This window comes from Bradyrhizobium sp. PSBB068 (assembly GCA_016839165.1).
GTDB lineage: Bacteria > Pseudomonadota > Alphaproteobacteria > Rhizobiales > Xanthobacteraceae > Bradyrhizobium.
Map to the genome: position 1 here is coordinate 3,710,541 of CP069300.1, position 25,208 is coordinate 3,735,748.

26 protein-coding genes are annotated in these 25,208 nt (G+C 65.0%); 9 read left to right on the forward strand and 17 right to left on the reverse strand.

The genetic code is table 11. The features are described from left to right. Positions 1–39: 39 nt before the first annotated feature. The 3 genes from dctP to JQ507_17135 are packed head-to-tail and all read left to right on the forward strand — an operon-like array spanning position 40 to position 2,968. On the forward strand, positions 40–1,062 hold the full coding sequence (dctP, locus tag JQ507_17125) for a TRAP transporter substrate-binding protein DctP (protein ID QRI73062.1): 1,023 nt from the start codon (positions 40–42) through the stop codon (positions 1,060–1,062). Beyond that, positions 1,059–1,613 carry a TRAP transporter small permease gene (locus tag JQ507_17130; protein QRI73063.1) on the forward strand — a complete coding sequence of 185 codons (555 nt, stop codon included), beginning with the start codon at positions 1,059–1,061 and terminating at the stop codon, positions 1,611–1,613. Before dctP ends, JQ507_17130 begins: the two co-directional genes overlap by 4 nt. Then, the gene (locus JQ507_17135; GenBank protein ID QRI73064.1) at positions 1,610–2,968 is read left to right on the forward strand and encodes a TRAP transporter large permease; all 1,359 of its coding nucleotides are present in this window, start codon (positions 1,610–1,612) and stop codon (positions 2,966–2,968) included. Before JQ507_17130 ends, JQ507_17135 begins: the two co-directional genes overlap by 4 nt. Before the next feature lie 108 nt (positions 2,969–3,076). Here JQ507_17135 and JQ507_17140 read toward each other — a convergent pair whose 3' ends face one another. Then, the gene (locus JQ507_17140; GenBank protein ID QRI73065.1) at positions 3,077–3,214 is read right to left on the reverse strand and encodes a hypothetical protein; all 138 of its coding nucleotides are present in this window, start codon (positions 3,212–3,214) and stop codon (positions 3,077–3,079) included. A 92-nt stretch (positions 3,215–3,306) separates the two neighbouring features. Further along, on the reverse strand, positions 3,307–4,155 hold the full coding sequence (locus JQ507_17145) for an SMP-30/gluconolactonase/LRE family protein (protein QRI73066.1): 849 nt from the start codon (positions 4,153–4,155) through the stop codon (positions 3,307–3,309). A gap of 301 nt (positions 4,156–4,456) precedes the next feature. Here JQ507_17145 and JQ507_17150 point away from each other — a divergent pair, with 301 nt between their 5' ends. Next, positions 4,457–6,721 carry a lytic transglycosylase domain-containing protein gene (locus JQ507_17150; GenBank protein ID QRI73067.1) on the forward strand — a complete coding sequence of 755 codons (2,265 nt, stop codon included), beginning with the start codon at positions 4,457–4,459 and terminating at the stop codon, positions 6,719–6,721. Between the two features lie 40 nt (positions 6,722–6,761). On the opposite strand, the gene JQ507_17155 is transcribed toward JQ507_17150, so the two are convergent. From JQ507_17155 to JQ507_17205, 11 genes are all read right to left on the reverse strand, one after another. Next, complete coding sequence (locus JQ507_17155) at positions 6,762–7,733, reverse strand: tripartite tricarboxylate transporter substrate binding protein BugD (GenBank protein ID QRI73068.1); 972 nt, start codon at positions 7,731–7,733, stop codon at positions 6,762–6,764. 120 nt (positions 7,734–7,853) lie between these two features. After that, positions 7,854–9,095, reverse strand: coding sequence for a threonine synthase (locus tag JQ507_17160; GenBank protein QRI73069.1), 1,242 nt, complete (start codon positions 9,093–9,095; stop codon positions 7,854–7,856). Between the two features lie 205 nt (positions 9,096–9,300). Next, positions 9,301–10,722: a dihydrolipoyl dehydrogenase gene (gene lpdA / locus JQ507_17165; GenBank protein QRI73070.1), complete on the reverse strand. Its 1,422-nt coding sequence runs from the start codon at positions 10,720–10,722 to the stop codon at positions 9,301–9,303. A gap of 17 nt (positions 10,723–10,739) precedes the next feature. Continuing rightward, positions 10,740–10,982, reverse strand: a complete 243-nt coding sequence (locus JQ507_17170) for a hypothetical protein (protein ID QRI73071.1) — start codon at positions 10,980–10,982, stop codon at positions 10,740–10,742. Beyond that, positions 10,983–11,159: a hypothetical protein gene (locus JQ507_17175; protein ID QRI73072.1), complete on the reverse strand. Its 177-nt coding sequence runs from the start codon at positions 11,157–11,159 to the stop codon at positions 10,983–10,985. 12 nt (positions 11,160–11,171) lie between these two features. Further along, entirely contained in the window at positions 11,172–12,530 is a 1,359-nt protein-coding gene (locus tag JQ507_17180) for a pyruvate dehydrogenase complex dihydrolipoamide acetyltransferase (protein QRI73073.1), read from the reverse strand. A gap of 2 nt (positions 12,531–12,532) precedes the next feature. Beyond that, positions 12,533–12,838, reverse strand: a complete 306-nt coding sequence (locus JQ507_17185; protein QRI73074.1) for a DUF5076 domain-containing protein — start codon at positions 12,836–12,838, stop codon at positions 12,533–12,535. 5 nt (positions 12,839–12,843) lie between these two features. Next, entirely contained in the window at positions 12,844–14,244 is a 1,401-nt protein-coding gene (locus tag JQ507_17190; protein QRI73075.1) for a pyruvate dehydrogenase complex E1 component subunit beta, read from the reverse strand. Positions 14,245–14,289: 45 nt separating this feature from the next. Beyond that, positions 14,290–15,309 carry a pyruvate dehydrogenase (acetyl-transferring) E1 component subunit alpha gene (pdhA, locus tag JQ507_17195; GenBank protein QRI73076.1) on the reverse strand — a complete coding sequence of 340 codons (1,020 nt, stop codon included), beginning with the start codon at positions 15,307–15,309 and terminating at the stop codon, positions 14,290–14,292. Positions 15,310–15,468: 159 nt separating this feature from the next. Further along, positions 15,469–15,786 carry a septum formation initiator family protein gene (locus JQ507_17200; protein ID QRI73077.1) on the reverse strand — a complete coding sequence of 106 codons (318 nt, stop codon included), beginning with the start codon at positions 15,784–15,786 and terminating at the stop codon, positions 15,469–15,471. Positions 15,787–15,875: 89 nt separating this feature from the next. After that, the gene (locus tag JQ507_17205) at positions 15,876–16,427 is read right to left on the reverse strand and encodes an NAD(P)H-dependent oxidoreductase (GenBank protein QRI73078.1); all 552 of its coding nucleotides are present in this window, start codon (positions 16,425–16,427) and stop codon (positions 15,876–15,878) included. Between the two features lie 284 nt (positions 16,428–16,711). On the opposite strand from JQ507_17205, the gene JQ507_17210 reads away from it, so the two are divergent. Then, positions 16,712–17,827 carry a D-alanine--D-alanine ligase gene (locus JQ507_17210; protein QRI73079.1) on the forward strand — a complete coding sequence of 372 codons (1,116 nt, stop codon included), beginning with the start codon at positions 16,712–16,714 and terminating at the stop codon, positions 17,825–17,827. A gap of 112 nt (positions 17,828–17,939) precedes the next feature. On the opposite strand, the gene JQ507_17215 is transcribed toward JQ507_17210, so the two are convergent. After that, positions 17,940–19,079, reverse strand: coding sequence for a zinc-binding dehydrogenase (locus tag JQ507_17215; GenBank protein ID QRI73080.1), 1,140 nt, complete (start codon positions 19,077–19,079; stop codon positions 17,940–17,942). A 242-nt stretch (positions 19,080–19,321) separates the two neighbouring features. Here JQ507_17215 and JQ507_17220 point away from each other — a divergent pair, with 242 nt between their 5' ends. Next, entirely contained in the window at positions 19,322–20,302 is a 981-nt protein-coding gene (locus tag JQ507_17220; GenBank protein ID QRI73081.1) for a hypothetical protein, read from the forward strand. A 16-nt stretch (positions 20,303–20,318) separates the two neighbouring features. Then, entirely contained in the window at positions 20,319–20,681 is a 363-nt protein-coding gene (locus JQ507_17225) for a hypothetical protein (protein QRI73082.1), read from the forward strand. 58 nt (positions 20,682–20,739) lie between these two features. Here JQ507_17225 and eno read toward each other — a convergent pair whose 3' ends face one another. After that, on the reverse strand, positions 20,740–22,023 hold the full coding sequence (gene eno, locus JQ507_17230) for a phosphopyruvate hydratase (GenBank protein QRI73083.1): 1,284 nt from the start codon (positions 22,021–22,023) through the stop codon (positions 20,740–20,742). A gap of 121 nt (positions 22,024–22,144) precedes the next feature. Here eno and queF point away from each other — a divergent pair, with 121 nt between their 5' ends. Together queF and JQ507_17240 are read left to right on the forward strand one after the other, a co-directional pair. After that, positions 22,145–22,621, forward strand: coding sequence for an NADPH-dependent 7-cyano-7-deazaguanine reductase QueF (queF, locus tag JQ507_17235; protein ID QRI73084.1), 477 nt, complete (start codon positions 22,145–22,147; stop codon positions 22,619–22,621). Positions 22,622–22,674: 53 nt separating this feature from the next. Further along, positions 22,675–22,983: a hypothetical protein gene (locus JQ507_17240; protein QRI73085.1), complete on the forward strand. Its 309-nt coding sequence runs from the start codon at positions 22,675–22,677 to the stop codon at positions 22,981–22,983. 16 nt (positions 22,984–22,999) lie between these two features. Here the strand turns inward: JQ507_17240 and JQ507_17245 are convergent, their stop codons facing one another. Both JQ507_17245 and kdsA read right to left on the reverse strand, forming a co-directional pair. Continuing rightward, positions 23,000–24,208, reverse strand: coding sequence for an MFS transporter (locus tag JQ507_17245; protein ID QRI73086.1), 1,209 nt, complete (start codon positions 24,206–24,208; stop codon positions 23,000–23,002). Between the two features lie 16 nt (positions 24,209–24,224). Further along, positions 24,225–25,082 carry a 3-deoxy-8-phosphooctulonate synthase gene (gene kdsA / locus JQ507_17250; GenBank protein QRI73087.1) on the reverse strand — a complete coding sequence of 286 codons (858 nt, stop codon included), beginning with the start codon at positions 25,080–25,082 and terminating at the stop codon, positions 24,225–24,227. Positions 25,083–25,208: the final 126 nt, after the last annotated feature.

Sequence of the window (25,208 nt, forward strand, 5' to 3'; positions counted from 1 at the left end):
TCTAACAGCCACTCAAGAAGCCCTTCAGGGAAAGAACCCATGCTCACACGCCGCCACGTTCTCGCTTCCGCCCTCGCCGCGCCCGCAGTCGTACGGATGGGCGTCGGGACCGCGCAGGCCGCGACCACGCTGAAGATCTCGCACCAATTTCCCGGCGGCACGATCGACAAGGGCGACTTCCGCGACCGGCTGTGCCGGATGTTCGCGGCCGAGGTTGCCAAGCGCTCGGGCGGCGACCTCACCGCCGAGGTCTATCCGAACTCCTCGCTGATCAAGACCAACGCGCAGTTCTCGGCGATGCGCAAGGGCGCGCTCGATCTCAGCCTGTATCCGATGCCTTATGCCGGCGGCGAATTGCCGGAGACCAATATCGGCCTGATGCCGGGCCTCGTCACCACCTACGACCAGGGCCTGCGCTGGAAGAAGGAGCCGGTCGGCAAGGCGCTCTCCGACTTCCTCGCCGACAAGGGCATCCTCTTGATCTCCTGGGTCTGGCAGGCCGGCGGCGTCGCCAGCCGCTCCAAGCCGATCGTGGCGCCCGAGGACGCCAAGGGCATGAAGGTGCGCGGCGGCTCGCGCGAGATGGACATGGTGCTGCAGACCGCCGGTGCCGCGGTGCTGTCGGTGCCCTCGAACGAGATCTACGCCGCGATGCAGACCGGCGCCTGCGATGCCGGCATCACCTCCTCCACCAGCCTGATCTCGTTCCGCCTCGAGGAGGTCGCGAAGTCGCTGACCTCGGGCGCGGGCGCCTCCTACTGGTTCATGCTGGAGCCGCTGATGATGTCGAAGGCGATCTTCGACAAGCTGCCGAAGAACCAGCAGGACATCATCCTCGCCGTCGGCGCCGAACTCGAGGCTTTCGGCCGCAAGGGCGCGCAGGACGACGATGCCGAGGTGGCCAAGGTCTATGAGAAGGCCGGCGCCAAGGTCAGCGCGCTCGACGCCGCCATTGTCGGCAAGTGGCGCGACATCGCGCGCGACACGGCCTGGAAGGACTATGGCGCCAAGACGGCGACCGCAGCCAACCTGCTGAAGCTCGCAAGCGACGTCGCCGCATGATGCATGGTCCGATCGCGGATCAGGCCGAAACCTCGAGCGGCGCCGCGGGCAACACACCCGTGGCGCTGCTCGGGCGCGCGCTGTCCGTCTGCAACAACATCATCGTGGTGTTCGCCGCGCTGGCCCTGATCGCGGCCTGCGTGATCCTGAGCTACAGCGTGCTCGGCCGCGCCCTGTTCCACAGCCCGAACTACTGGCAGGACGAGGCTGCGGTGTTCCTGTTGGTCGGCGCCACCTTCATGACCTCGGCCTATGTGCAGAGCCAGCGTGGTCACGTCAGCATCGAGGCGTTCGTCGGCCTGCTCTCGACCCGCGCCAACAGCATCAGGCTGTGGCTCGTCGATGTCGCGAGCTTCGCATTCTGCACTTTCTTCGCCTGGAAATCCTGGACGCTGGCGCACGAGGCCTATGTCGACGGCCAGGTGTCCAACTCGATGTGGTCGCCGCCGCTTGCGATCCCCTATGGCCTGATGGCGCTCGGCATGACCCTGCTCTGCGTGCAGCTCCTCCTGCAAATCCTCATTCCGCTGACCGGTGGCGCGCGCCGATGACCGTGTTTGGTATTGGCATCTCCTACGGGCTTGCCACCCTGTTTGCGATGTTCTCCGGCATGCCGATCGCATTCGCGCTCGGTGCGGTCGCGGTCGTGTTCATGGCGATCTACATGCCGGCGGCCTCGCTCGATACGGTGACGCAGAACGTCTACGAGGAAATGGCTTCGATCACGCTGCTGTCGATCCCGCTGTTCATCCTGAAGGGTGCGGCGATCGGCAAATCGCGCGCCGGCCAGGACCTCTACTCGGCGCTGCACGCCTGGCTGCACCGCGTGCCCGGCGGCCTCGGCGTCGCTAACGTGTTCGCCTGCGCGCTGTTCGCGGCGATGGCCGGGTCGTCGCCCGCGACCTGTTCGGCGATCGGCTCGGCCGGCATTCCCGAGATGCGCAAGCGCGGCTATTCCGGCGGCTTTGCCGCGGGGATCATCGCCGCCGGCGGCACGCTCGGCATCCTGCTGCCGCCCTCGATCACGATGATCCTGTTCGCCGTCGCGGCCGAGAAATCGCTCGGGCGGCTGTTCCTCGCCGGCATCGGCCCGGGACTGCTGCTGGTGTCGTTGTTCGGCCTCTACGCCGTGTTCCGCTTCCGCAAGGAATACGCCATGGCCAAGGCCGCTTATGACGCGACCGGCAAGGACGCCGCGATCCTGCAGCACGACGAGTTCACCATGGCCGAGCGCTTCAGCGCGCTGCCGCGGGTGATTCCGTTCGTGCTGCTGCTGACCGGTGTGATGATCGCGCTCTATGGCGGCTACGCCACGCCGTCGGAAACCGCAGGGCTCGGCGGCCTCCTGGCGCTCGCGCTGGTCGCCGTGATCTACAGCGTGTGGAAACCCAGCGACCTGTCGCCGATCCTGAAATCGACCATCCGCGAATCCACCATGCTGATGCTGATCATCGGCATGTCGCTGCTCTATTCCTACGTGATGAGCTATCTGCACATCTCGCAATCGGCGGCGGAAGCGATCGTCGCGATGCATCTGCCGCGCTGGGAACTGCTGTTTGCGATCCTCGTGATGGTGATCGTGCTCGGCTTCTTCCTGCCGCCGGTCTCGATCATCCTGATGACCGCGCCGATCATCCTGCCGCCGCTCCGGGCCGCCGAATTCGACATCATCTGGTTCGGCGTCGTCATGACCATCGTGATGGAGATGGGCCTGATTCACCCGCCGGTCGGCCTCAACATCTTCGTGATCCGCAACGTCGCGCCGGACATTCCCCTCAGCGAAGTCATCTGGGGCACGCTGCCGTTCGTGCTGCTGATGATGTTCGCGGTGCTCCTGCTCTGCTTCTTCCCGGAGATATCGACCTGGCTGCCGAACCTGGTGATGGGGCCCGACGGCGGGCGCTAAAGCATGATCCGGAAAAGTGCGAAGCGGTTTTCCGAAAAGATCATGCTTAGACAAGAATCCAAGGCGCGATGACGATTCAACCTGATCTCATCGCGCTTTAGAGGCGGGTCAGGCCGCCTCCTGCTCCCGTGCGGCCAGCGCCTGCTCGATCCGCCGGACGATCGACGCAGTCGGAAGTCCTGCGCGCTGCAGCCGGCGGAGCTCGTTCCAGAGCCTGATGATTTCGCGGTCTCGTTCGGCGTCCATGGCGGCGTGCTCCCGAAGCGCCGCAATATGAACGAAACGGGAACAAATTTCAAGACCCCCAAGGTCAAGACCCAAGGTCAGTCCGCTTTTGCTTAGGGAAAGCCGTCGCCCGGCGTGCCGACCTCGGCAACATCGATCCGCGGCACCGATTTGCCCTTCCGCAGCTCCTCGTAGGATGTCTCCGCGCTCAAGCAGAACAATGTCCTGCGATCGGTGCCGCCGAGTGCGCAGGCGACTGCGCGGCGGCCCGGGACCGCGATGCGCTCAAGCTCCACGCCGTCGCGATCTATCCGGACAAAAGCGTCTTCCGTGAACGAGGCGGCCCAGACCGCTCCATCACGATCGAGGCAGATGCCGTCGGGATCGTTGAGGCGACCGAACCGCCCGCGGAGGCTCAACCCGCCGTCCGGCGCGATGTCGTAGTCGGCGAGACCTGCGCCATCCATTTCCGCGACGACGAGCCGGCGATGGTCGGAGGACACCGCGATGCCGTTGGGAAACCGCAAGCCGTCGGCGACGACGCGGGCGCTGCCGTCGGGCATCACCAGGATGATCCGGCCGACCGCGCCGCGCCCCTCCGGCGGCGGCAGATTGAAGCCGAGGTCGCCGACATAGGCCCGCCCCTGCCCGTCGACAATCATGTCGTCGATCGTGCCGCTCGCGACCGCCGAGAGGTCGGCATACAGCGACAGCGCGCCGTCGGCAAAACGCAGCAGCCGCTTCCTGAACATCGTCAGCACGACGATATCGCCGTCAGGCAGCACGCCGAGACCGCAGGGCGTGTCGTCGGTCACCGCAGCATGCTCCTGCCGCTCGCCCGACGGGCTGATGCTGAGCAGCGTCCGCGCCATGCAGTCGACGAACCAGAGCCGCCCACGATGCCAGCGCGGACCTTCAAAATAGCGGCCACCGTCCAGGACGGTTCTGAGGCGAGCCGTCATGGTGTCCGGGCCGGCAAAAACTGATCTGTCGACGACATCGGTTCCCCCACAGCGCGGTTGCACCGAAGATACATCTCGGCGGGAATCGGTCAAAACGCGGTGCATATGCCGCTATTTTTGCCCGCAAAACCCCGGTTCCCGCGGATTCCACAGGCCATATTCCATATTTCGCCGCGTTTTCCCTGTTGAGTTGCGGCCGCATTAACACTCGAGAATCGAGGGTAGTGATAACCTGCGGCGGTTGTGCCGCCGTATGACGCGTTCTGTTTGTGCCTCGTGGTTTCTCAGGGGGGACCAGAGAATGAACCGGTGCCTACGTCCGCTGGCGTGTTTCGCCACCGTCGCTGCGCTCGCGCTGCTTCCGATCCAGGCGACCGCCAAGCCGCATCACCAGCATCAGGCCAAGAGCGGCCACGGTGACAACAAGGCGCATGGCGCCAAGACCAACACCAAGACCAACACCAGGACCAACGCCAAGGCCGTGCGAGAGAACGCCTCCGGCAAGCGCCGGCACGCCAGGCACGGCGCCGATAGACGCAAATCCGCCAAGGCCAAATCAGCTCCGTCCAAATCGGTCGAGACCACCAAGGCGCCCGAGCCTGAGAAATCTGCCGGGCCGCAATTGTCGGGCGATCTCGCCGCGGTCAGGGATGCGATCGCGGCGGCGCGCAAGGGCAAGACCAGCGACGCGACCGATATCCAGGCCAAGATTGCCGACCCGGTCGGGCGGAAGCTCGTCGAGTGGTACCTGCTGCGCCATTCGGAGTCGAATGCGCCGTTCAGCCGCTATGCGGCATTCGTCGCGGCCAACCCGGATTGGCCAAGCGTCACGCTGCTGCGCAAGCGGGCTGAAGCGCGGATGTGGCAGGAGCGCAGCGATCCGGCCACGGTGCACGGCTTCACCCTCGATCAACCGATCAGCGCCAAGGGCAAGTTCGCGCTCGCCCGTACGCTGCTCACTGAGGGCGACCGCGACGGCGCCGCGCGGCTGGTGCGCGAGGCCTGGCGCTCGGACGAATTGCTGGACCGGACCGAGAGCGACGCCTACGACGCGTTCAAGGATCTGCTGACGCGCGATGACCATCGCGCGCGCATGGACAAGCGGATCGGCGCCAAGGATCTCGCCGCCGCGCGGCGCGCGGCGCAGCACCTCGGCAGCGACGAGCTCGCGATCGTGAAGGCTTGCAGCGCGGTCCGCGGCCAATCCAGCAAGGCAGAGGACATGCTGAACGACGTGCCGGCCGATGCCCGCAGCGACCTCGGCTACACGCTCTGCCGCATCCAATGGCTGCTCGCGAAGAACAGGATCGATGATGCGGCGCGCGTGACGATTGCGGCCGCGCCCGAGACGATGGCGCAGCAGGACACCGACCAATGGTGGCGCGAGCGCCGCATCCTCTCCCGCAAGCTGCTCGACCAGGGCGAGTACCAGGCGGCCTACGACGTGATCCGGGGCGCTGCGGCGCCGGACAATCCTTATTATCGCTCCGACATGCACTTCATGCGCGGCTGGATCGCGCTGCGCTGTCTCGATGATGCCAAGACCGCGGCGGCGCATTTCGCTCACATCGACGAGGGCCAGACCAACCCGACCGTGCTGGCGCGCGCCGCCTATTGGCGCGGCCGCGCCGCCGAGGCACTCGGCAACTCCGTGGCGATGCGCGCCGGCTACCAGGCCGCCGCGCGCTACCCGACCGCCTATTACGGGCAGCTCGCGCTGGCCAGGCTCGGCCGCGACGGCGTCGAGCTGCACGCGCCCTCGCCCGCTGCGAACGCCGACAGCATGGCCGCGGACGAACGGGTTCGCGCCGCCGATATGCTCTATACGATCGGCGAGCCCGACATCGTGCTCTATTTCGCCGCCGACCTTGCCGAAGAGAGCCCTGACGTCGGCATGCTCGAGGCACTCGGCGAGCTCACCGGCCGCCGCAACGATGCCCGCGCCATGCTGCAGATCGGCAAGATCGCGCTCGCGCGGGGCTTTGCCTTCGACCATTACGCCTTCCCGGTCATCGGCATTCCCAGGCACAGCCCGATCGCGCCCGATATCGGACGCAGCATGACCTACTCGATCGCGCGCACCGAAAGCGCGTTCGATCAGCGCGACAAGTCGGCGGCCAACGCCGTCGGCCTGATGCAGGTGACGCCCGAAGCCGGCCGCGACACCGCCAAGCGCTTCGGCGTCAGCTACGACTGGAGCAGGATGGTGTCCGATCCGGTCTACAACACCCAGATGGGCGCGGCCGAATTGAGCGCGCTGCTGGCGGAGTATCGCGGCTGCCATATCATGACATTTGCCGGCTACAACGCTGGCCGCGGCCGCGTCCGCGATTGGATCAAGGCCTATGGCGATCCGCGCGATCCCAAGGTCGATCCGGTCGACTGGGTCGAGCGGATTCCGATCTCGGAAACGCGCAACTACGTGCAGCGCGTGATGGAGAATTTCGTGGTCTATCGGGCGCGCTTCGAGGACGCCGGCACGGCGATCGCGGCAAAGAGCGGCGAGCGCGTCGTGACGCAGGAGACCAACGCGGCGCCGGCGGGTGCAGCAATCCCGTCGCAGTAGATGCTGTCGTCCCGGCGAAGGCCGGCACGACGTTGCGTCTTCACTCCACCTTCACATTCGCCGCCTTGATCATCGGCCACCACTTTGCGATTTCCGCCTTCTGCCAGGCACCAAGTGCCTCCGGCTTCAGCTGGTCCTGCGGCGGCATCTGCAGGCCGAGATTCTCGAGCTGCTTCTTCACGGCGGGATCACGCAGCGCCTGGATCGCAGCGGTGTTGAGCCTGGCCACGATCTCCTTCGGCGTGCCCTTCGGTACCCAGAGGCCGGACCACAGCGTCATGTGGAAGCCTGGCAGGCCGGCCTCGTCGACCGTCGGCACCTCCGGCGCATTCGCGACCCGCTTGGAATCGGTGACGGCATAGGCGCGGATGTTGCCGGCGCGGACCTGATTGATCGAGTTCGAGGTCTGATCGATGATGATATCGATCTGGCCGGCGACGAGGTCGTTCAGCGCGGGCCCGGTGCCGCGATACGGCACGTATTGCAGCTTGATGCCGGAGACGTTCTCGAAATAGACCCCGGCGATATGGCTGCCGCTGCCGGCGCCGGCGGTGCCCGCGGTCGGCGGCGCCGGCAGCGACTGTAGCCACGCCAGCAGCTCCTTCAGCGACTTCGCCGGCACGGTGTTCTTGCTGACGATGATCATCGGGTTGCTCGGCAGCAGCACGACCGGTTCGAGATCATCGACGAGGTCGTAGCCGAGCTTGTAGATCGCGCCGTTTGCGACGTGGGTCCCGAGATGGCCGAACGAGACGGTGTAGCCGTCCGGCGCCGCGCGCACCGCGCGGCCGACGCCGAGCGAACCGCCCGCTCCGGTCACGTTCTCGATCAGGACCACCTCACCTAGCGACTGCTTCATCCGCTCGGCGAGAATGCGCGCCATGGCATCCGACGGACCGCCGGCAGCGAACGGCACCACGATGGTGATCGGGTGCGCGGGCCAGGTTTCCGCGTGTGCAGGGCCGACCAGCGTCACAAACGCGGCCAAAACAGCCAACAGGATTCGACGCATCGTTCACTCCATCAAATGACACCGTCATTGCGAGGAGCGAAGCGACGAAGCAATCCGTGGTCCAGCAGGCGGTGAGATGGATTGCTTCGCTGCGCTCGCAATGACGACTGCAACAACAGGTTAGAACTGCGAGAAGTCGATCGGCTTGTGCCGGTCGAGCGCGCGGGTCACCGGCGGCAGCGGGTATTTCAGGCCGCTGGCGCAATTGAACAGCATCACGCGGTCGGTCTTCGTGACGCGGCCGTCGGCAAGGCTCTGCTTGTAGGCAGCATAGGTCGCAGCACCCTCGGGGCACAACAGGAGGCCCTCCTCGCGGGCGACCTCGTTGAGCGCGTTGCTGATCTTGTCGTCATCGACCGCGATCGCAAACCCCTTGCTCTCGCGCACCGCGCGCAGGATGAGGAAGTCGCCGATCGCCTGCGGCACGCGGATGCCCGAGGCGATGGTGTGGGCGTCCTCCCAGCGTGCCGCATGCTCGGTGCCGGCCTCATAGGCCCGCACCATCGGCGCGCAGCCGGAGGCCTGCACCGCGACCACGCGCGGACGCTTCGAGCCGATGAAGCCGATCCTCTCGAGCTCGTCGAACGCCTTCCACATCCCGATCAGCCCGGTGCCGCCACCGGTCGGATAGAAGATCACGTCGGGCACGTCCCAGCCGAGCTGCTCGGCGAGCTCGAGGCCCATCGTCTTCTTGCCCTCGATCCGGTACGGCTCCTTCAGGGTCGAGGTATCGAACCAGCCGACCTTGGCCTTGCCCTCGCCGACGATCTTGCCGCAATCGTCGATATAGCCGTTGACGCGGTAGACGGTGGCGCCCTGCAGCTCGATCTCGCTGACATTCACCTCCGGCGTATCCGCCGGGCAGAAGATCGTGGTCTTGATGCCGCAGGAGGTCGCGTAGGCGGCGAGCGCCGCGCCGGCATTGCCGTTGGTCGGCATCGCCATGTGCTTGATGCCGAGCGCCTTGCCCATCGACACCGCCATCACGAGACCGCGCGCCTTGAACGAGCCGGTCGGCAGCCGCCCCTCGTCCTTGACGATGATCTCGCCGCCGCCAAGTCGCGCTGAAAGCTTCGGCAACCGGATCAGCGGCGTCGTGACTTCGCCGAGGCTGACGATGTCCTGGCACTTGCGCACCGGCAGCAGCTCGCGATAGCGCCACAGGTCGGCCGGTCGCTCGGCCAGCGCTTCTTTCGTGAGCGCCTTCTTCACCCCGGCCAGATCGTAGCGCACCAAGAGCGGCTTACCGGCCTTGGAGAGATTGTGCACCTGGTCGGCTGCATAATGATCGCCCTCCATCGCGCATTCGAGATGGGTCACGAAGGTCGGGCGTTCGATGGTGAGGTTGTCGTTGTCTTTCACGAGGTGCGCTCTTTCTTGCTCTTGATGAATTCGTCCCTGCCAGACCCGTCACCCGGAGGAGGCCGCGAAGCGGCCGTCTCGAAGGGCGAACGGCCCGCCGATCGATCCGGGCCGTACATCCTTCGAGACGCGCTCCGCGCTCCTCCAGCGACAAAGGCGAAGCCTTTGCGCGGGGATGACGGGACCGCGGCCGCCGTCCGCGGCCTCAGATGTTCAGCACGCGCCCGTAGGCGTCGAGCACCGCTTCCTTCATCATTTCCGACAAGGTCGGATGCGGGAATACGGTGTGCATCAACTCCTCTTCGGTGGTCTCCAGGTTCATCGCCACGACATAGCCCTGGATCAGCTCCGTGACCTCGGCGCCGATCATATGCGCGCCGAGCAGCTGCCCGGTCTTCTTGTCGAACACCACCTTGACGAGGCCCTGGTCCTCGCCGAGCGCAATCGCCTTGCCGTTGCCGACGAACGGGAATCGGCCGACGCGGATCTCGCGGCCGCCTTCCTTGGCCTTGGCTTCCGTCAGGCCAACTGAGGCGACCTGCGGGTTGCAGTAGGTGCAGCCCGGGATCAGCAGCTTGTCCATCGGATGCGGATGCAGGCCCTTGATCGCCTCGATGCAGACCACGCCCTCATGCTCGGCCTTGTGCGCCAGCATCGGCGGACCCGCGACGTCGCCGATCGCGTAGATGCCGGGGATATTGGTCTTGCCGTAGCCGTCGATCACGATGCAGCCGCGGTCGGTTTTCACCCCGAGCTTCTCCAGCCCGAGATTCTCGATATTGCCGACCACGCCGACCGCCGAGATCACGCGCTCGAATTCCTTGGTCTGCGGCTGGCCCTTGCCGTCGTCGATGGTCGCGACCACGCTGTCGGCCTTCTTCTCGAGCTTGGTCACCTTGGTCGAGGACATGATCTTGATGCCCATCTTCTCGAAGCGCTTACGCGCCAGGCCGGCGATCTCAGCATCCTCGACCGGGAGAATCTGCGGCAGCACCTCGACCACGGTGACGTCGGCGCCCATGGTGTGGAAGAACGAGGCGAATTCGATGCCGATCGCGCCCGAGCCCACCACCAGCAGCGATTTCGGCATCCGCTCCGGCACCATCGCCTCGAAATAGGTCCAGATCAGTTTCTTGTCGGGCTCGAGCCCGGGCAGCACGCGCGGCCGCGCGCCGGTCGCGACGATGATGTGCTTGGCCTGGTAGCTGCCCTCGCCGCTGGCGCCCTTCGGCGCCTCGACCGCGGACTTCTTCACGGTGATCTTGCCGGGTGCGTCGATCGTGGCGTCGCCCCAGATCACCGTGACCTTGTTCTTCTTCATCAGGAAGCCGACACCGTCATTGAGGCGCTTCGAGACACCGCGCGAACGCTGCACCACGGCCTTCGGATCGAAGCCGACATTGTCCGCCGACAGTCCGTAATCCTTGGCGTGCTGCATGTAGTGGTAGATCTCCGCCGAGCGCAGCAGCGCCTTGGTCGGGATGCAGCCCCAGTTCAGGCAGATGCCGCCGAGATAGGATTTCTCCACGATCGCGGTCTTGAACCCGAGCTGCGCGGCGCGGATCGCGGTCACGTAGCCGCCGGGGCCGGAGCCGATGATGATGACGTCGAAGGATGTGTCGGCCATGGCGGCTCCCGTTCAACTCAATCTGTGGCGCCGCGGGCGCGGCTTCTTGCGATCAATGACCTGACCAGCCATTCGAACCCGATTACCACGGCCATGATGGCCAGGGCCGTCGGCACGATCGGCTGGGCGATGTTCCGCGCCAGCTGTTCGCCGGCGAAGAACGCGGAGTGCACCAGATCCAACCCGACCGGGTTGAGCACCAGCACAGCCGACAGCAGCAGCGAGATCCAGGGCCAGCGCGTGCGGGCCGTGCCGGCCATTCATCGGTACTCCTGCCACACCGTACCGAGGAATATGGTCCACGCCAGCGCCAGCACGCCAGCACCGATCATCATGAGCCTGAACTGGAACGTCGATATCAGGTCGCGGTTGACCGCGACGAGCAGCGCAACGGCGATGGCGGCGAGCAGAACGTACGGACCTGACATCGCGTACATGGCTGATGCCCGTCACACCATCATCATCACGGGGTTTTCGATCAGCTGCTTGAAGGCGCCGATCAGCTCGGCGCCGAGCGCGCCGTCGATCGCGCGGTGATCGCACGACAAGGTGACGCTCATGATGTTCGCGATCTCGATCTTGCCGCCACGCACGACGGGACGCTCCTCCGAGGTGCCGACCGCGAGGATCGAAGCGTGCGGCGGGTTGATCACGGCGGTGAAGTGGTTGATGCCGTACATGCCGAGGTTGGACACCGCGGTGGTGCCGCCCTGGTATTCTTCCGGCTTCAGCTTGCGGGCGCGGGCGCGGGCGGCGAAATCCTTCATCTCGTTGGAGATGGTCGACAGCGTCTTGGTCTCGGCCTTGCGGATGATCGGCGTGATCAGGCCGCCCGGCATCGCCACCGCGACGCCGACGTCGGAATGCTTGTGCTTGAGCATGCCGCCTTCGGTCCAGCTGACGTTGCAGTTCGGGATCTTCTGCAGCGCGACCGCCATCGCCTTGATGACGAAATCGTTGACCGAGATCTTGTAGAGCGGCTTCTTCTCCTTGTCCTTCGGCGCAGCCGCGTTGATCTCCTCGCGCGCGGCGAGCAGCTTGCCGATGTCGCAGTCGATGGTCAGGTAGAAGTGCGGGACGTTCTGCACCGAGGCGGTGAGACGCTGCGCGATGGTGCGGCGCATGCCGTCATGCGGCACGACCTCGTAGGAGCCGGGCTCGAACAGCGCCAGGATCTGCTTGTCCGACATTGACGGCGCGATGCTCGGGCCAGCCGCGGCGGGCGCGGCCGCCGGCGCCTTCAGGCCCTTGCCGGACTTGGCGTCGTCGACGTCGCGCGCGATGACGCGGCCGTGCGGGCCGGTGCCGGTGATGCGGCCGAGATCGATGCCGGCTTCCTTTGCCAATCGGCGCGCCAGCGGCGACGAGAACACGCGGGCGTGGCCGTTGGCCTGCGCGGCGGGCGCCGCAGCGGGCTGTGGTACCGGCGCCGCGGACGGCGCCGGAGCTGCCGTCGGAGCAGGTGCAGCGGCAGCCGCGGCCTGGGCGGCAGGCTTCGGGGGCTCGGCGGGCTTCGGCGCAGGTGCTGCGCCGGCTCCGGCGCTGGCTGCCGCCTTCACGTCCTCGCCATCGCCGGCCAGGACAGCGATCACGTCGTTGACCGGCACGTCCTGGGTGCCCTCGGGCACCAGGATCTTGGCGATCGTGCCTTCATCGACCGCCTCGACTTCCATCGTCGCCTTGTCGGTCTCGATCTCCGCGATCACGTCGCCGGACTTGACCTTGTCGCCCTCTTTCTTGAGCCACTTGGCGAGGTTGCCCTTTTCCATCGTCGGCGACAGCGCGGGCATGAGAATATTGATCGGCATTGTCAGTGACCTTGTTGCGACCGCGGTTTGGTTTGGCCCATGTCGGTCGGCCGGGCGATTTCGGCTTCGAACATCTCGACGATGCGCGCGAGCGCTTCGTCCTCGGTGTATTCGCTCTCGCGCGAATAGGCGCGCGCAGCGTGACGGGCGATGTCGACGAGCATCAGCCCCCACATGTCCGGCTCCTCGAAGGCGCGCTGGAACGCGATCGACAGCCCGCCGTCGACGACAAACGCGCGCAGCACCTCGACGGCGTCGTCGCGGCCCATCACGTCGGGCGGCAGCGGCTGCTCCTTGGGACCGGCCATCGGCGCTACCGGTAGGACACGGCCTTGGCGGCCGCGACCACCTCGGCGACGGAAGGCAGGGCGAGCTTTTCGAGATTGGCCGCGTAGGGCATCGGCACGTCCTTGCCTGAGACACGCGCGACCGGCGCGTCGAGATAGTCGAACGCATGCTCCATGATGCGCGCGGCGACCTCGGAGCCGACACCGCTCTGCTGCCAGCCCTCCTCCACCGTGACCGCGCGGCCGGTCTTCTTCACCGAGTTGATGACGGTCTCGGTGTCCATCGGACGGATGGTGCGCAGATCGATCACCTCGGCCTCGATGCCTTCCTTGGCGAGCTCGTCGGCGGCCTTCAGCGCGTAGGACATGCCCATCGCCCAGGAGACGATGGTGACGTCCTTGCCGGCGCGGGCAATGCGCGCCTTGCCGATCGGCACCACGAAGTCGGGCAGCTTCGGCACCTCGCCGGTGTGGCCGTACAGCATTTCATTCTCGAGGAAGACCACCGGATTGGGATCGCGGATCGCGGCCTTGAGCAGGCCCTTGTAGTCGGCGGCCGAGTACGGCGCGATCACCTTGAGGCCCGGGATCTGCGAGTACCAGGCGGCGTAGTCCTGGCTGTGCTGGGCCGCAACGCGCGCGGCGGCGCCGTTCGGTCCGCGGAACACGATCGAGCAGCCCATCTGGCCGCCGGACATATAGAGCGTCTTGGCGGCGGAGTTGATGATCTGGTCGATCGCCTGCATGGCGAAGTTCCAGGTCATGAACTCGACGATCGGCTTCAGTCCGGCCATCGCCGCGCCGACGCCGACGCCGGCAAAGCCGTGCTCGGTGATCGGCGTGTCGATCACGCGCCGCGCGCCGAACTCCTGCAACAGGCCCTGCGTCACCTTGTAGGCGCCCTGATACTCGGCGACCTCCTCGCCCATGATGAAGACGTCGCCGTCGCGGCGCATCTCCTCGGCCATCGCATCGCGCAACGCCTCGCGGATGGTCTGGGTGATCATCTCGGTGCCCGCCGGGATTTCCGGATCGGGCAGTGCTTCGCTGACCGGTGCAGCCGGCGCCTTCGCCGCGGGCTGCGGCGCTTCCGCCTTTGCATCTCGCTTGGCTTCAGCAGCAGGCGCCTCCGCAGCCTTCGGCGCAGGAGCCGCGGGCACCTTGGCGAGGTCGGCGGCGCTTTCGCCATCGGCCAGGATGGTGGCGATCGGCGTGTTCACCGCGACATCGGCGGTGCCTTCCGGAATCAGGATCTTGCCGAGCGTGCCCTCGTCGGTGGCCTCGACCTCCATCGTCGCCTTGTCGGTCTCGATCTCGGCGATGACGTCACCGGACTTGATGGTCTCGCCTTCCTTCTTCAGCCATTTGGCGAGGTTGCCCTTCTCCATGGTGGGCGACAGCGCAGGCATCAGCACTTGAATGGGCATATCGGCTCCCGAAATCGGTCTTGAAATTCTTCTGCGCGGGTGGGGTCAGCGGTAGATGTCGGTGTAGAGCTCGGATGCATCCGGCTCCGGATCGTGCTGCGCGAAGTCGGCGGCTTCGTTGACGATCTCGCGCACCTCGCCGTCGATCGCCTTCAGATCCTGCTCGCTCACGCCTGAGGCCAGCAAGCGGTTGCGCACCTGCTCGATCGGGTCATGGTCGTGACGAACCTTTTCGACTTCCTCGCGGGTGCGGTACTTCGCGGGATCGGACATCGAGTGGCCGCGGTAGCGGTAGGTCTGCATCTCCAGGATGATCGGACCGTTGCCGCCTCGGCACCATGCCGTGGCCTCATCGGCGGCGGCCTTGACCGCACGTACGTCCATGCCGTCGACCTGCTTGCCGGGGATGTTGAAAGACACGCCGCGCTTGGAGAAGTCCTGCTGGGCCGAGGCGCGCGACACCGCGGTGCCCATCGCATAGCGATTGTTCTCGATCACGTAGATCACCGGCAGCTTCCACAGTTCGGCCATGTTGAAGCTTTCGTAGACCTGGCCCTGATTGGCCGCGCCGTCGCCGAAATAGGTCACGCTGACGTTATCGTTGCCGCGATAGCGGTTGGCGAACGCAAGGCCGGTGCCGAGCGACACCTGCGCGCCCACGATTCCGTGACCGCCGTAGAAATGCTTCTCCTTGCTGAACATGTGCATGGAGCCGCCCTTGCCGCGGGAATAGCCGCCGCGGCGTCCGGTCAGTTCTGCCATCACGCCCCTGGCTTCCATGTCGCAGGCCAGCATGTGGCCGTGGTCGCGGTAGCCCGTTATGACCTCGTCGCCCTGCTTCAGCGCCATCTGCATGCCGACCACGACCGCTTCCTGGCCGATATAGAGATGGCAGAAGCCGCCGATCGCGCCCATGCCGTAGAGCTGACCGGCCTTCTCCTCGAAGCGCCGGATCAGGAGCATGTCCCGCAGTGCCTTGAGCTCCTGCTCCCTGCTGAATTCGGGGGGAGAGCCAGCCTTGTCCTGACCTGATTCCTTCGCGACGCTTTTCTTGGGTGCGGCCATGGCAATTCCGGGTGAGAGAAGTCGAAGAACCCTCTCTAACCCAACTCAAATCACCTTGGAAGGATTGCGTTCGCCCGATGGAATTTTGCTATGCCGCAGTGCAGCGCGGCGCGACACTTTTGTGATAGTGCGCGATTGTTTTTGAAATTTGAGAACGCGTCAGTTCGACTTGTTGATCCGAACCAGATCACGCGGGTTGGCGTAGTCGAGCTGGAAGCGCGCGCGCTCGTCCAGCATGTCGGGATCGACCCGGTCCGACCGCAACAGCGACACCCGCTGCTCGCCCTCGGCGCGTTCCTTCTTCAACCGCGCGAGCTCCGAGGTCAGCGCGATGATTTCCTGATCGAGCTCCTGGCGCGCGTTCAGGCCGTATTTGCCGGTGTAGGCGTTGACGCCGAAATAGCCGACCATCAGCGCCGCCAGCGTGTAGAGCGCGAGCCCGGTCAGAATCGATTTGAGGCGTGTACGGGAGACCATGGCCGCAAAGATGCGGCCATGGGGTTAATGGAGTGCTAAAGCGCGGCCACTTGACCAGCAAGGCGCTGCGCACTTTTCCGGATATGCGCTCAGCGGTTCTGCTTTTCGACGAAGGCCGCGAAGGCGTCGAGATACTGCTGCAGCACGCCCTTGAGCGACTCCTTGGTCAGCTCGCCCTTGTCGTCGAAAGCATCGCCGACGCCGTTGAGATAGGCTTCCGGCTGGCCGAGGATCGGACCGGAAATCCCCGGCAGGATGTTCTGCAGATGCTTCACCGCGCTGACGCCGCCGAGCGGGCCCGGCGAATTGCCGATGATGCCGATCGGCTTGCCGATGAACGAGCTCTTGCCATAGGGCCGCGAGGCGACGTCGATCGCGTTCTTCAGCACGCCCGGGATCGAGCGGTTGTATTCCGGGGTCACGAACAGCACGCCGTTCGACTTCTGCAGCTTCTCGCGGAAGGCGAGCCAGTCCGCCGGCGGGGCCCCCTCGAGGTCCTGGTTGAAGAAGGAAATGCCCTGAAGCGTCGTGACGTCGAGCTGCAGCGAAGCGGGCGCGAGCTTGGCCAGCGCATTGGCGATCTTGAGCGACAGGCTCTCCTTGCGGATGCTGCCGACGATGGTGACGATGTTATAGGCCATAGCAAATTCCCCCTCGGGTTCGCGTGAAACTCGCTTATCTCACCTACCGGCGCATCAAGAAAGATGCAAGTGCATGGATCATCCAATTCCGGAAACGCAGCGTTCACGGAATTGACCGTACGGCCATGAGCCGCCACGGCTCAAGCGCGCGCACGGTGCCACGGTGCCCGGGGAGCGCGTCTTCCAACCGAAACCTGCGCCGGGCACGGCCCCGGGGCCAATTGTCGACACGTTCTTCCAACCATACTGTCGCCGGATTCCACGCACCATCGGGCTGACCGGAAATGGCAGAGCGCAAGAGACGGGTTGCAATCCTGTTCGGCGGACGATCCGCCGAACATGACGTGTCGCGGGCGTCGGCGGCGAACGTGCTTCGCTCGCTCGACCCGGATCGCTATGAGGTCACGGCGATCGGCATCACCCGGGATGGCCGCTGGATCGTCGCCGATGCCGGAAACGGCGCGGGCGCGGGTGGCGGCGCGCTGACCATTCCGGATCATGGGCCCCAGCTCGCACTGCTGCCGGGCGGCCAGGGCCGTGTCGTGGTGCTGCAGGGGCCGGGCGCGGCGCCGGCGGAATTGCCGGCGTTCGACGTCGTCTTCCCGGTGCTGCATGGCCCGAACGGCGAGGACGGCACCGTGCAGGGGGCGCTGGAACTGTCCGACGTCGCCTATGTCGGCTCGCGCGTGATGGGCTCGGCGGCCGGCATGGACAAGGATATCGCCAAGCGCCTGCTGCGCGAGGCGGGATTGCCGATCGTTCCCTTTGTCGTGATGTCCGCCGCGGCTCCCGTCAGCTATGACGACGCGGTCAACGCCCTCGGATCGCAGGAGCTGTTCGTCAAGCCTGCCAACATGGGATCATCGGTCGGCGTGTCGAAGGCGCGCGATGCGGCGGAGTTCGAGGCAGGCTGCAGACTGGCGTTCCGCTTCGATACCAAGCTCCTGATCGAACGCTGTGTTGCGCCGATCCGGGAAATCGAGTGCTCCGTGCTCGAGGATGCCGAGGGCCACATCCGCGCCTCCCAACTCGGCGAGATCGTGCCGTCCGACAAGCACGGCTTCTACTCCTACGACGCGAAATACCTCGATGCGGAGGGCGCCTTGCTTCAGGTGCCCGCCGACGTCCCGCCGGCTGTCGCGGATCGCATCAGGGAGCTCGCGATCAAGACGTTTCGTGTGCTGGGTTGCGAAGGCATGGCGCGCATCGACTTCTTCCTGCACGGCGAGGAGGCGTTCGTGAACGAGGCGAACACCCTGCCCGGCTTCACCAACATCAGCATGTATCCCCGGCTGTGGGAGGCCAGCGGCCTGCCGCAATCCGCACTGATGGATGTGCTGATCGGCCATGCCCTGGAGCGTCACAAGCGCTCCAGGGCATTGGCGTTCGAGCGCGACTAGCATGATCCGGAAAAGTGCGAAGCGGTTTTCCGGAAGGATCATGCTCAAACAAGAATCCAAAGCGCGCGATGACGATTCAACTTAATCTCATCGCGCTTTAGCCTCCGCGCGGTTACGCGCCCTTGTTCGGATTGATCAGGAATTTCTCGCCGGTGGCGCGCTTGCCGTAGACGGCGATGTTGTCGAGCTGCAGGGTTTCCTGCAACGACACCACCTTGGTGTAGTGACTGGCGAAGGTGGTCTTCAACTCGGCCACCACGCGCTGGCGCAGCGAGTTGCCCGCCTCCGGACCGATCTTCATCAGGAACGGGAACAAGAGCCAGCCGCCGACACCCCAGGCCATGCCGAAGCCGCGCGGCAGCTCGATCGAGCGGGTGTCGAGGCTGCCGTAGATATAGACCTGCTTGTGCGTGTTCGAGCCGTAGCGGCTGTAGGCCTTGGCGGATTTGTTGATCGCGGTCTCCATCGCGACCAGGATCTGGCCGGCGAGCTTGCCGCCGCCGATCGCATCGAAGGCGATGGTCGCGCCGGTCTCGACCAGCGCACCGGTAAGCTTGTCCATGAAATCGGGCGCGCTGGAATCGACGACGTGTCTGGCACCGATCTTGTGCAGAATATCGGCCTGCTCCTTGTTGCGCACGATGTTGACGAGGCCGATGCCGTCCTTGAGGCAGATCCGGTTCAGCATCTGGCCGAGGTTCGACGCTGCCGCCGTGTGCACCAGCGCCTTGTGGCCCTCGCGCCGCATCGTCTCGGTCATGCCGAGCGCGGTCAGCGGATTGACGAAGCAGGACGCGCCTTCCGCGGGCGTCGTGCCCTCGGGCAACGGCAGGCATTCGGTGACGCGCAGCGTGCGGTATTGCGCATACATCGCCCCGCCGATCATCGCGACCGTCCGGCCCATCAGCGCCTTCGCGGCGTCCGACGAACCGGTCCTGATGACGACGCCGGCGCCTTCATTGCCGACCGGCATCGACTCGTCGAGCCGGGCGGCAAGGCCCGGCAGCGCCGCATCCGGCACGCGCGCGGTCACCACAGGCAATTCCTTGCTGCCGGAGACCTTGGCGGCGGCCATGTCGGCCGGGCCGATCAAGAGACCGAGGTCGGACGGATTGATCGGGCTCGCCTCGACCCGGACCACGACCTCGTCGGGGCCTGGCTCGGGGGTCGGGACATTGACCAGCGACAATTCCAGTTCGCCATCCTTCTTGAGCAGCGAACGCAGCTGCAGACCGCTCTTGCCGTCACTCATCATACGTTCTCCCTGGAATTCGTTTTTGCCCGGCGCGACATGCTCCCTGCGGAGCGTACGGCCCAGCCGATATGGGCCGAGCCGGCAATGAAGTCCAGCGATCGGCCGCTTCAAACAGCAAGTTTCAGGGCACCGCCTTAGCACCCTCGCAACTCGATCCCTGCACAACCTATTGTTGAACAGTTGCCAAAATATCACAGACTCCGCAATCAAACTGATCCTAGGATAGCAACCAATATTAGATGCCTATCGATCATTTCTATCAAAGCGTGTTTCACATGTTGCGATTTGCTCTCCCGCTTTGCTGCGCGCTGGGAATGGCTGGGTGCGCGATCCATCCTTTGCCCGACGACGTCACCCGGTTGGCCACGCGCGAGATCGTTCATCACATTCGATGCGAGGCTCGCGCCGCGATCAAGCAAGCGATCATCGACTATCTCAGGAAGGCGGAATTGACCGACTTCATGCAGCGGCTCGAAAGCAATCAGCTTTCCCTCGATCAACTCGATCAGCACCTCTATGAATTGCCTCCGAGGGTGCGTGCCAACATCGTCAAGTACGAGCGCGCGGCCATCAGCTATGATTTTACGTTCGATATCACCGAACAAAATACTGTCGCCGCAGAGGTGGATTTCGCGAACCTGTTGAGCAGCGGCACTTTCAGCATGCCGGCCAAGGGATCCAGCGATCTGCAACGCCAGACGGTCCGGCTATTCCGTGTCAACGACACGTTCGGCGAATTGATCAACTTTCGTCCAAGCCGTTGCACCGAAGATGGGTCGCCCGAGAATTTTGCCTATCCGGTGAGCGGCAGGATCGGTCTTGGCGAGTTGGTCGAGACGTTTGTCGACCTCAATGAGTACCAACGCCTCACCGGTTCGAAAGATGGCGACAAGGTTCCGACGATCGCGGACACGTTCAATTTTCAAACGACCATCACGGGCTCGGTGACGCCTCAGGTGACCCTCACGCCCTTGAATCATCTGTTCAACGTGTCCGGTGCCTCGCTCGGCGCAACGTCGATGCGAAAAGACATCCATAAGGTCATTGTCGCGATGTCGCTGCCGCCCGCACCGAAGGCAGCGCCGGTTCCCACGCCCGGATTGCTTGGAGGCCTGGCACCTGCGCGTCCATCGACAGCGAGCGAGCGGAGCAACCGGGCCATCGACGACGCCATCTACCGGAGCATCATCGACCGGCTCGGATCACGAACCCTGAACTGATGGATAGGAGCAAGCTATGGCAAGAAAGGCGCGGGCGAAAACATCGGTGACGGCAAAGAAGACAACGAAGAAGAAGTCCACGACGACGAAACCATCAAAGCAACGAACGATGTTCGGCGTCGCGATTGAGAAAGTCCTCGAGAAGATGAAGGCGATCGTCGAGGGCAACAAGGAGCAGGAGTTTCTCCGGAAATGCGCGGAGCTTGGCGACGATCGCTTCGTGACCGTCAATTCCCGGATCGTCAGGCTGGTCAAGGAATTCGAGGCTGAGCATGGGCTCCGCCCCGAACCCACAAGAGGCGCAACAACTCCTGCCACCAGAGGACTCTCGCCGGCGGCAGTGAATATTTCGAGCGACGAAACCTGCTTCAAGCACTAACGTGACCGGCGTGATACTCGCCGCTTGAGTTCGTCGGACGCCGTGTCCTGAAAAAGGTTCAGGCCAGCGCCTTCAGGGCCGCCCTGCCCGCGTATTTCGCCTGGGTGCCGAGTTGCTGTTCGATACGCAGCAGCTGGTTGTACTTGGCGGTGCGGTCAGAGCGCGCCAGCGAGCCGGTCTTGATCTGCCCGCAATTGGTGGCGACCGCGAGGTCGGCGATCGTGGAGTCCTCGGTCTCGCCGGAGCGGTGCGACATCACGGCAGTGTAGCCGGCCTTGTAGGCCATCTCGATCGCCGCCAGCGTTTCGGTCAGCGTGCCGATCTGGTTGACCTTGACCAGGATCGAATTGGCGCGGCCGTGCTTGATGCCGTCGGCAAGCCGGGTGACGTTGGTGACGAACAGATCGTCGCCGACCAGCTGGCACTTGTTGCCGATCGCGTCGGTCAGTTCCTTCCAGCCGTCCATGTCGTCCTCCGACATGCCGTCCTCGATGGTGACGATCGGATAGCGGCCGACCAGATCGGCGAGATACTTCACCTGCTCCGAACGCGAGCGGGTCTTGTTCTCGCCGCCATAGACGTAGGCGCCTTCCTTGAAGAATTCGGTGGAGGCGCAGTCGAGGCCGAGCACGACGTCGTCGCCGGCCTTGTAGCCGGCCTTGCCGATCGCGTTCATGACGAACTCGAGCGCCGCGTCGGCCGACGGCAGGTTCGGCGCGAAGCCGCCCTCGTCGCCGACATTGGTGTTGTGGCCGGCCTTCTTCAGTTCACCGCGCAGGGTGTGGAAGATTTCCGAACCGCAGCGCAGCGCTTCGGCGAAGCTGCTGGCGCCGACCGGCAGGATCATGAATTCCTGGAAGTCGATCGGGTTGTCGGCATGCACGCCGCCATTGATGATGTTCATCATCGGCACCGGCAGCGTCCGCGCCGAGGTGCCGCCGACGTAGCGATAGAGCGGCATGTCGAAGGATTCAGCGGCCGCCTTGGCGCAGGCCAGCGAGACGCCGAGGATGGCGTTGGCGCCGAGCCGGCTCTTGTTCGGCGTGCCGTCGAGCTCGATCATGATCTCGTCGATCGCGACCTGCTCCTCGACGGCCTGGTCGCTGAGTGCCTCGAAGATCTCGCCGTTGATGGCGGCAACCGCCTTCTCGACGCCCTTGCCGAGATAGCGCGACTTGTCGCCGTCGCGCAGTTCCACCGCCTCATGGGCGCCGGTGGAGGCACCCGACGGCACCGCCGCGCGGCCGATCGACCCGTCCTCCAGCACCACATCGACCTCGACCGTGGGGTTGCCGCGGCTATCCAGGATTTCGCGGCCGATGATGTCGACGATGTCAGTCATGAGAACCTCTTGTGGCAGTGCGGGGGCAGATGGCGGTGCTTCTAGCGCAATGCATCGAGGGGGAAAAGGCCGGGTGACGGGCGCCCCCGCATTGGATAAGAGGACGCCACGGAGACCCCTGATGGCAAAGAAATCCACCAAATCAACCACCTCCCCCGGCCTGCAACTCGGTCGCGCGGTGGAATGGCCCGACACGCCGGAAAAGGCGCAGCTCGACCGCGTGCCCAATCCGCAGGCTGGTACCGATTATCTGGTACGCTTCACGGTGCCGGAATTCACCTCGATCTGCCCGGTGACGGGCCAACCGGATTTCGCCCATCTGGTGATCGACTTCGTGCCCGGTCGCTGGCTGCTGGAATCCAAATCGCTGAAACTGTTCGCGGCGAGCTTCCGCAACCATGGCGCATTCCACGAGGACTGCACGGTCATGATCGGCAAGCGGATCACGGACGAGATCAAGCCGAAATGGCTGCGCATCGGCGGCTACTGGTATCCGCGCGGCGGCATCCCGATCGACGTGTTCTTCCAGACCGGACGATTGCCGAAGGGCATCTGGGTGCCGGATCAGGGCGTCGCGACGTATCGCGGGCGGGGTTAAGACCACACGTCTGCTCCAGCGCCCGTGGCTAGACACTTTGAGGGAGGCAGGGCTTGCTCAAGAAGGCCGAAGACGAGGTGCTGAGCGCCTTGGTAGCGGCGTTGACACGTGCTTACGATGGCGGCTCTTCGGTGGCGGGCCAATCCCTCGAGCAGCGTCGAAGGATAGCAGTCGCCGCCCTTCGCCGAATCCGATCGTTTGAACGACGGAGCGTGTCATTCGATGATCGCGTCCAGGACCTCGCGAAGGCGCTAGCTGATTATCTGGAAGCCAAACCTGATTTGGTCGGTCCACTGATGAAGGACTACCAATTTGTCGCGGGTGGATTGCTCGACAGTTACACGATCGCTGGTGACTCTTGACGTTGATAGGCGATCGCTAAGCCTCCACATCCGGCCTTGCCGCCGCATCAGCCGGCCGCGTCTGCTTCAGGAATCTCGCGCAGATAAATCCGAGCACCACCATCACCGCGGCGGCCGAGACTAACGTTGCGGTCTTGCCGGCATGTTGAAGACCAAAACCGTAGGCGATCGGGCCGACGGTCTGCCCCATGAAGAAGAAGAACGAGTGCAGCGACAGCGCGGTGGCGCGCGCCTCGACCGAAAGCTCGCTGGCAAACACCTGCAGGCAGCCGTGGATCATGTAAAAGCCGAGGCCCATCACCAGCAGGCCCGCCATCTGCAGCTTCCAGTGCGGCCCGAACGCGACGCCGACGAGCTGGATGCCGACCAGCGTTGCGCCGACGACCATCATGCCTCTCACCCCGATCCACGGCAGCAGGCGCGATACCGTCAGCGTGTAGAGCAAGCCGCCGATCGCAAAGCCCGCGATCACGATGCCCGCGATCGACAGCGAGCTCTCGCCGAGCTCGAACAGGAACGATGCGATGAAGGGAAACAGCCCGAGCACGCAGCAGCCTTCGACGAAAACCGCCGAGTAGCAGATCCGCGCGTTCGGGTTGGTGAAGATGGTGCGATAGCCGTGGCGCAGCGCCTTCAGGCTGGTTCGCGGCGGGCGATTGAGGGCAGCGCCGCGGAAGCCGGCCGCAACCGCCAGCGCGACGATGATCACGAGGCCGCCGAGCACCGCGAGCACGCCGCGCCAGCCGAGCAAATCGCCGATCAGGCCGGACGCCGTCGCGCCGAGCAGATTGCCGGTCATCGAGCCCGCGAGCGTTCGCCCGATCGCGAGCTGCCGCTTGTCGGGGCCGACGAGATCGCTGGTCAGCGACAGCGCGACCGGAAACACCCCGCCCGAGCCGATGCCGGCGAGGATGCGGGTGACGAACAGCATCGGGAACGAGGTCGAGAGCGCACCGAGGATGTTGGCGACGCCAAGCAGCGCGAGGCAGATCGTCATCAGCCGCGCCTTGCCGAACAAATCCGCGGCGGCGCCGATCGCCGGCTGCACCGCGGCGAAGGTGAAGGCGAACACCGCGGCAAAGCTCGCTGCGGTTGCGATGCCGACACCGAAATCGTCCGCGACGTGCGGCAGCACCGGATCGAGCGCGCGTACCGACAGGCTCGCCGCGAAGGTCGCCAGCGTGATGACGTTGAGGGCCGGCGGCATGCCGCTGGTTGCGGTCATGTCGTCGTCACCTCCGTCAGGCCGCGGTCTTGGCCAGCGCGTCGAACTGCATCAACCGCTTGACGAGGGCTTCGAAGTCGCGGAGCGGCACCATGTTCGGACCGTCCGACGGCGCGTGATCCGGATCGGGATGGGTCTCGATGAACACGCCGGCGACGCCGACCGCGACCGCGGCGCGTGCCAGCACCGGCACGAATTCGCGTTCGCCGCCCGACGAGGTGCCCTTGCCACCCGGCTGCTGCACCGAATGGGTGGCGTCGAAGATCACCGGCGCGCCGGTGGTGCGCGCAAGGATCGGCAGCGCGCGCATGTCTGACACCAGCGTGTTGTAGCCGAACGACGCGCCGCGCTCGGTAACCAGGACATTGGCATTCCCGGCGCCGGTGATCTTGCTGACCACATTCGCCATGTCCCACGGCGCCAGGAATTGGCCCTTCTTGACGTTGACGACCTTGCCGGTCGCGGCGGCTGCCACGAGGAGATCAGTCTGCCGGCACAGGAAGGCCGGGATCTGCAGCACGTCGACCGCCTGCGCCGCCTCGGTGCACTGGTCGGGCTCATGCACGTCGGTCAGCACGGGCAGCCCGAGCGAGGACCGGATCTCGGCGAAGATCGGCAGCGCCTGCTTCAGCCCGACGCCGCGCGCGGCCGACGCGCTGGTGCGGTTCGCCTTGTCGAACGAGGTCTTGTAGACCAGGCCGATCTTGAGCCTCGCCGCGATCTCCTTCAGCGCGGACGCCACTTCAAGCGCATGTGCGCGGCTCTCGAGCTGGCAGGGACCGGCGATGATCGAGAGGGGCAAGGCATTGCCGAACTTGGCCGATCCGACGGCAACGATCGGTGCGGCGGCCTGCGTGGAAACCTGATTGGTCAAAATGCTGCATCCTGTTTGGTAGCGACCATGCAATCCCGCGCCGGATCGATCAAGCCATCCCGCACCATGAGGGGGTTGCGCTGACGCCGTAGGTGCGCCGTGCTATCACAATCCTGCCCCAACCGC

Bases quoted from the DNA above. Each gene is read 5' to 3' on its own strand.
- JQ507_17155 (QRI73068.1), bottom strand. From the start codon at position 7,733: ATGCGTCGAATCCTGTTGGCTGTTTTGGCCGCGTTTGTGACGCTGGTC.
- eno (QRI73083.1), bottom strand. From the start codon at position 22,023: ATGACTGACATCGTCGACATCATCGGCCGCGAAATCCTGGATAGCCGC.
- queF (QRI73084.1), top strand. From the start codon at position 22,145: ATGGCAAAGAAATCCACCAAATCAACCACCTCCCCCGGCCTGCAACTC.
- dctP (QRI73062.1), top strand. From the start codon at position 40: ATGCTCACACGCCGCCACGTTCTCGCTTCCGCCCTCGCCGCGCCCGCA.
- JQ507_17200 (QRI73077.1), bottom strand. From the start codon at position 15,786: ATGGTCTCCCGTACACGCCTCAAATCGATTCTGACCGGGCTCGCGCTC.
- JQ507_17150 (QRI73067.1), top strand. From the start codon at position 4,457: ATGAACCGGTGCCTACGTCCGCTGGCGTGTTTCGCCACCGTCGCTGCG.
- JQ507_17135 (QRI73064.1), top strand. From the start codon at position 1,610: ATGACCGTGTTTGGTATTGGCATCTCCTACGGGCTTGCCACCCTGTTT.
- JQ507_17185 (QRI73074.1), bottom strand. From the start codon at position 12,838: ATGGCCGGTCCCAAGGAGCAGCCGCTGCCGCCCGACGTGATGGGCCGC.
- JQ507_17215 (QRI73080.1), bottom strand. From the start codon at position 19,079: ATGAGTGACGGCAAGAGCGGTCTGCAGCTGCGTTCGCTGCTCAAGAAG.
- JQ507_17145 (QRI73066.1), bottom strand. From the start codon at position 4,155: ATGACGGCTCGCCTCAGAACCGTCCTGGACGGTGGCCGCTATTTTGAA.
- JQ507_17140 (QRI73065.1), bottom strand. From the start codon at position 3,214: ATGGACGCCGAACGAGACCGCGAAATCATCAGGCTCTGGAACGAGCTC.
- JQ507_17220 (QRI73081.1), top strand. From the start codon at position 19,322: ATGCCTATCGATCATTTCTATCAAAGCGTGTTTCACATGTTGCGATTT.
- JQ507_17175 (QRI73072.1), bottom strand. From the start codon at position 11,159: ATGTACGCGATGTCAGGTCCGTACGTTCTGCTCGCCGCCATCGCCGTT.
- JQ507_17180 (QRI73073.1), bottom strand. From the start codon at position 12,530: ATGCCGATCAATATTCTCATGCCCGCGCTGTCGCCGACGATGGAAAAG.
- JQ507_17170 (QRI73071.1), bottom strand. From the start codon at position 10,982: ATGGCCGGCACGGCCCGCACGCGCTGGCCCTGGATCTCGCTGCTGCTG.
- JQ507_17225 (QRI73082.1), top strand. From the start codon at position 20,319: ATGGCAAGAAAGGCGCGGGCGAAAACATCGGTGACGGCAAAGAAGACA.
- lpdA (QRI73070.1), bottom strand. From the start codon at position 10,722: ATGGCCGACACATCCTTCGACGTCATCATCATCGGCTCCGGCCCCGGC.
- JQ507_17205 (QRI73078.1), bottom strand. From the start codon at position 16,427: ATGGCCTATAACATCGTCACCATCGTCGGCAGCATCCGCAAGGAGAGC.
- JQ507_17210 (QRI73079.1), top strand. From the start codon at position 16,712: ATGGCAGAGCGCAAGAGACGGGTTGCAATCCTGTTCGGCGGACGATCC.
- JQ507_17130 (QRI73063.1), top strand. From the start codon at position 1,059: ATGATGCATGGTCCGATCGCGGATCAGGCCGAAACCTCGAGCGGCGCC.
- pdhA (QRI73076.1), bottom strand. From the start codon at position 15,309: ATGGCCGCACCCAAGAAAAGCGTCGCGAAGGAATCAGGTCAGGACAAG.
- JQ507_17190 (QRI73075.1), bottom strand. From the start codon at position 14,244: ATGCCCATTCAAGTGCTGATGCCTGCGCTGTCGCCCACCATGGAGAAG.
- JQ507_17245 (QRI73086.1), bottom strand. From the start codon at position 24,208: ATGACCGCAACCAGCGGCATGCCGCCGGCCCTCAACGTCATCACGCTG.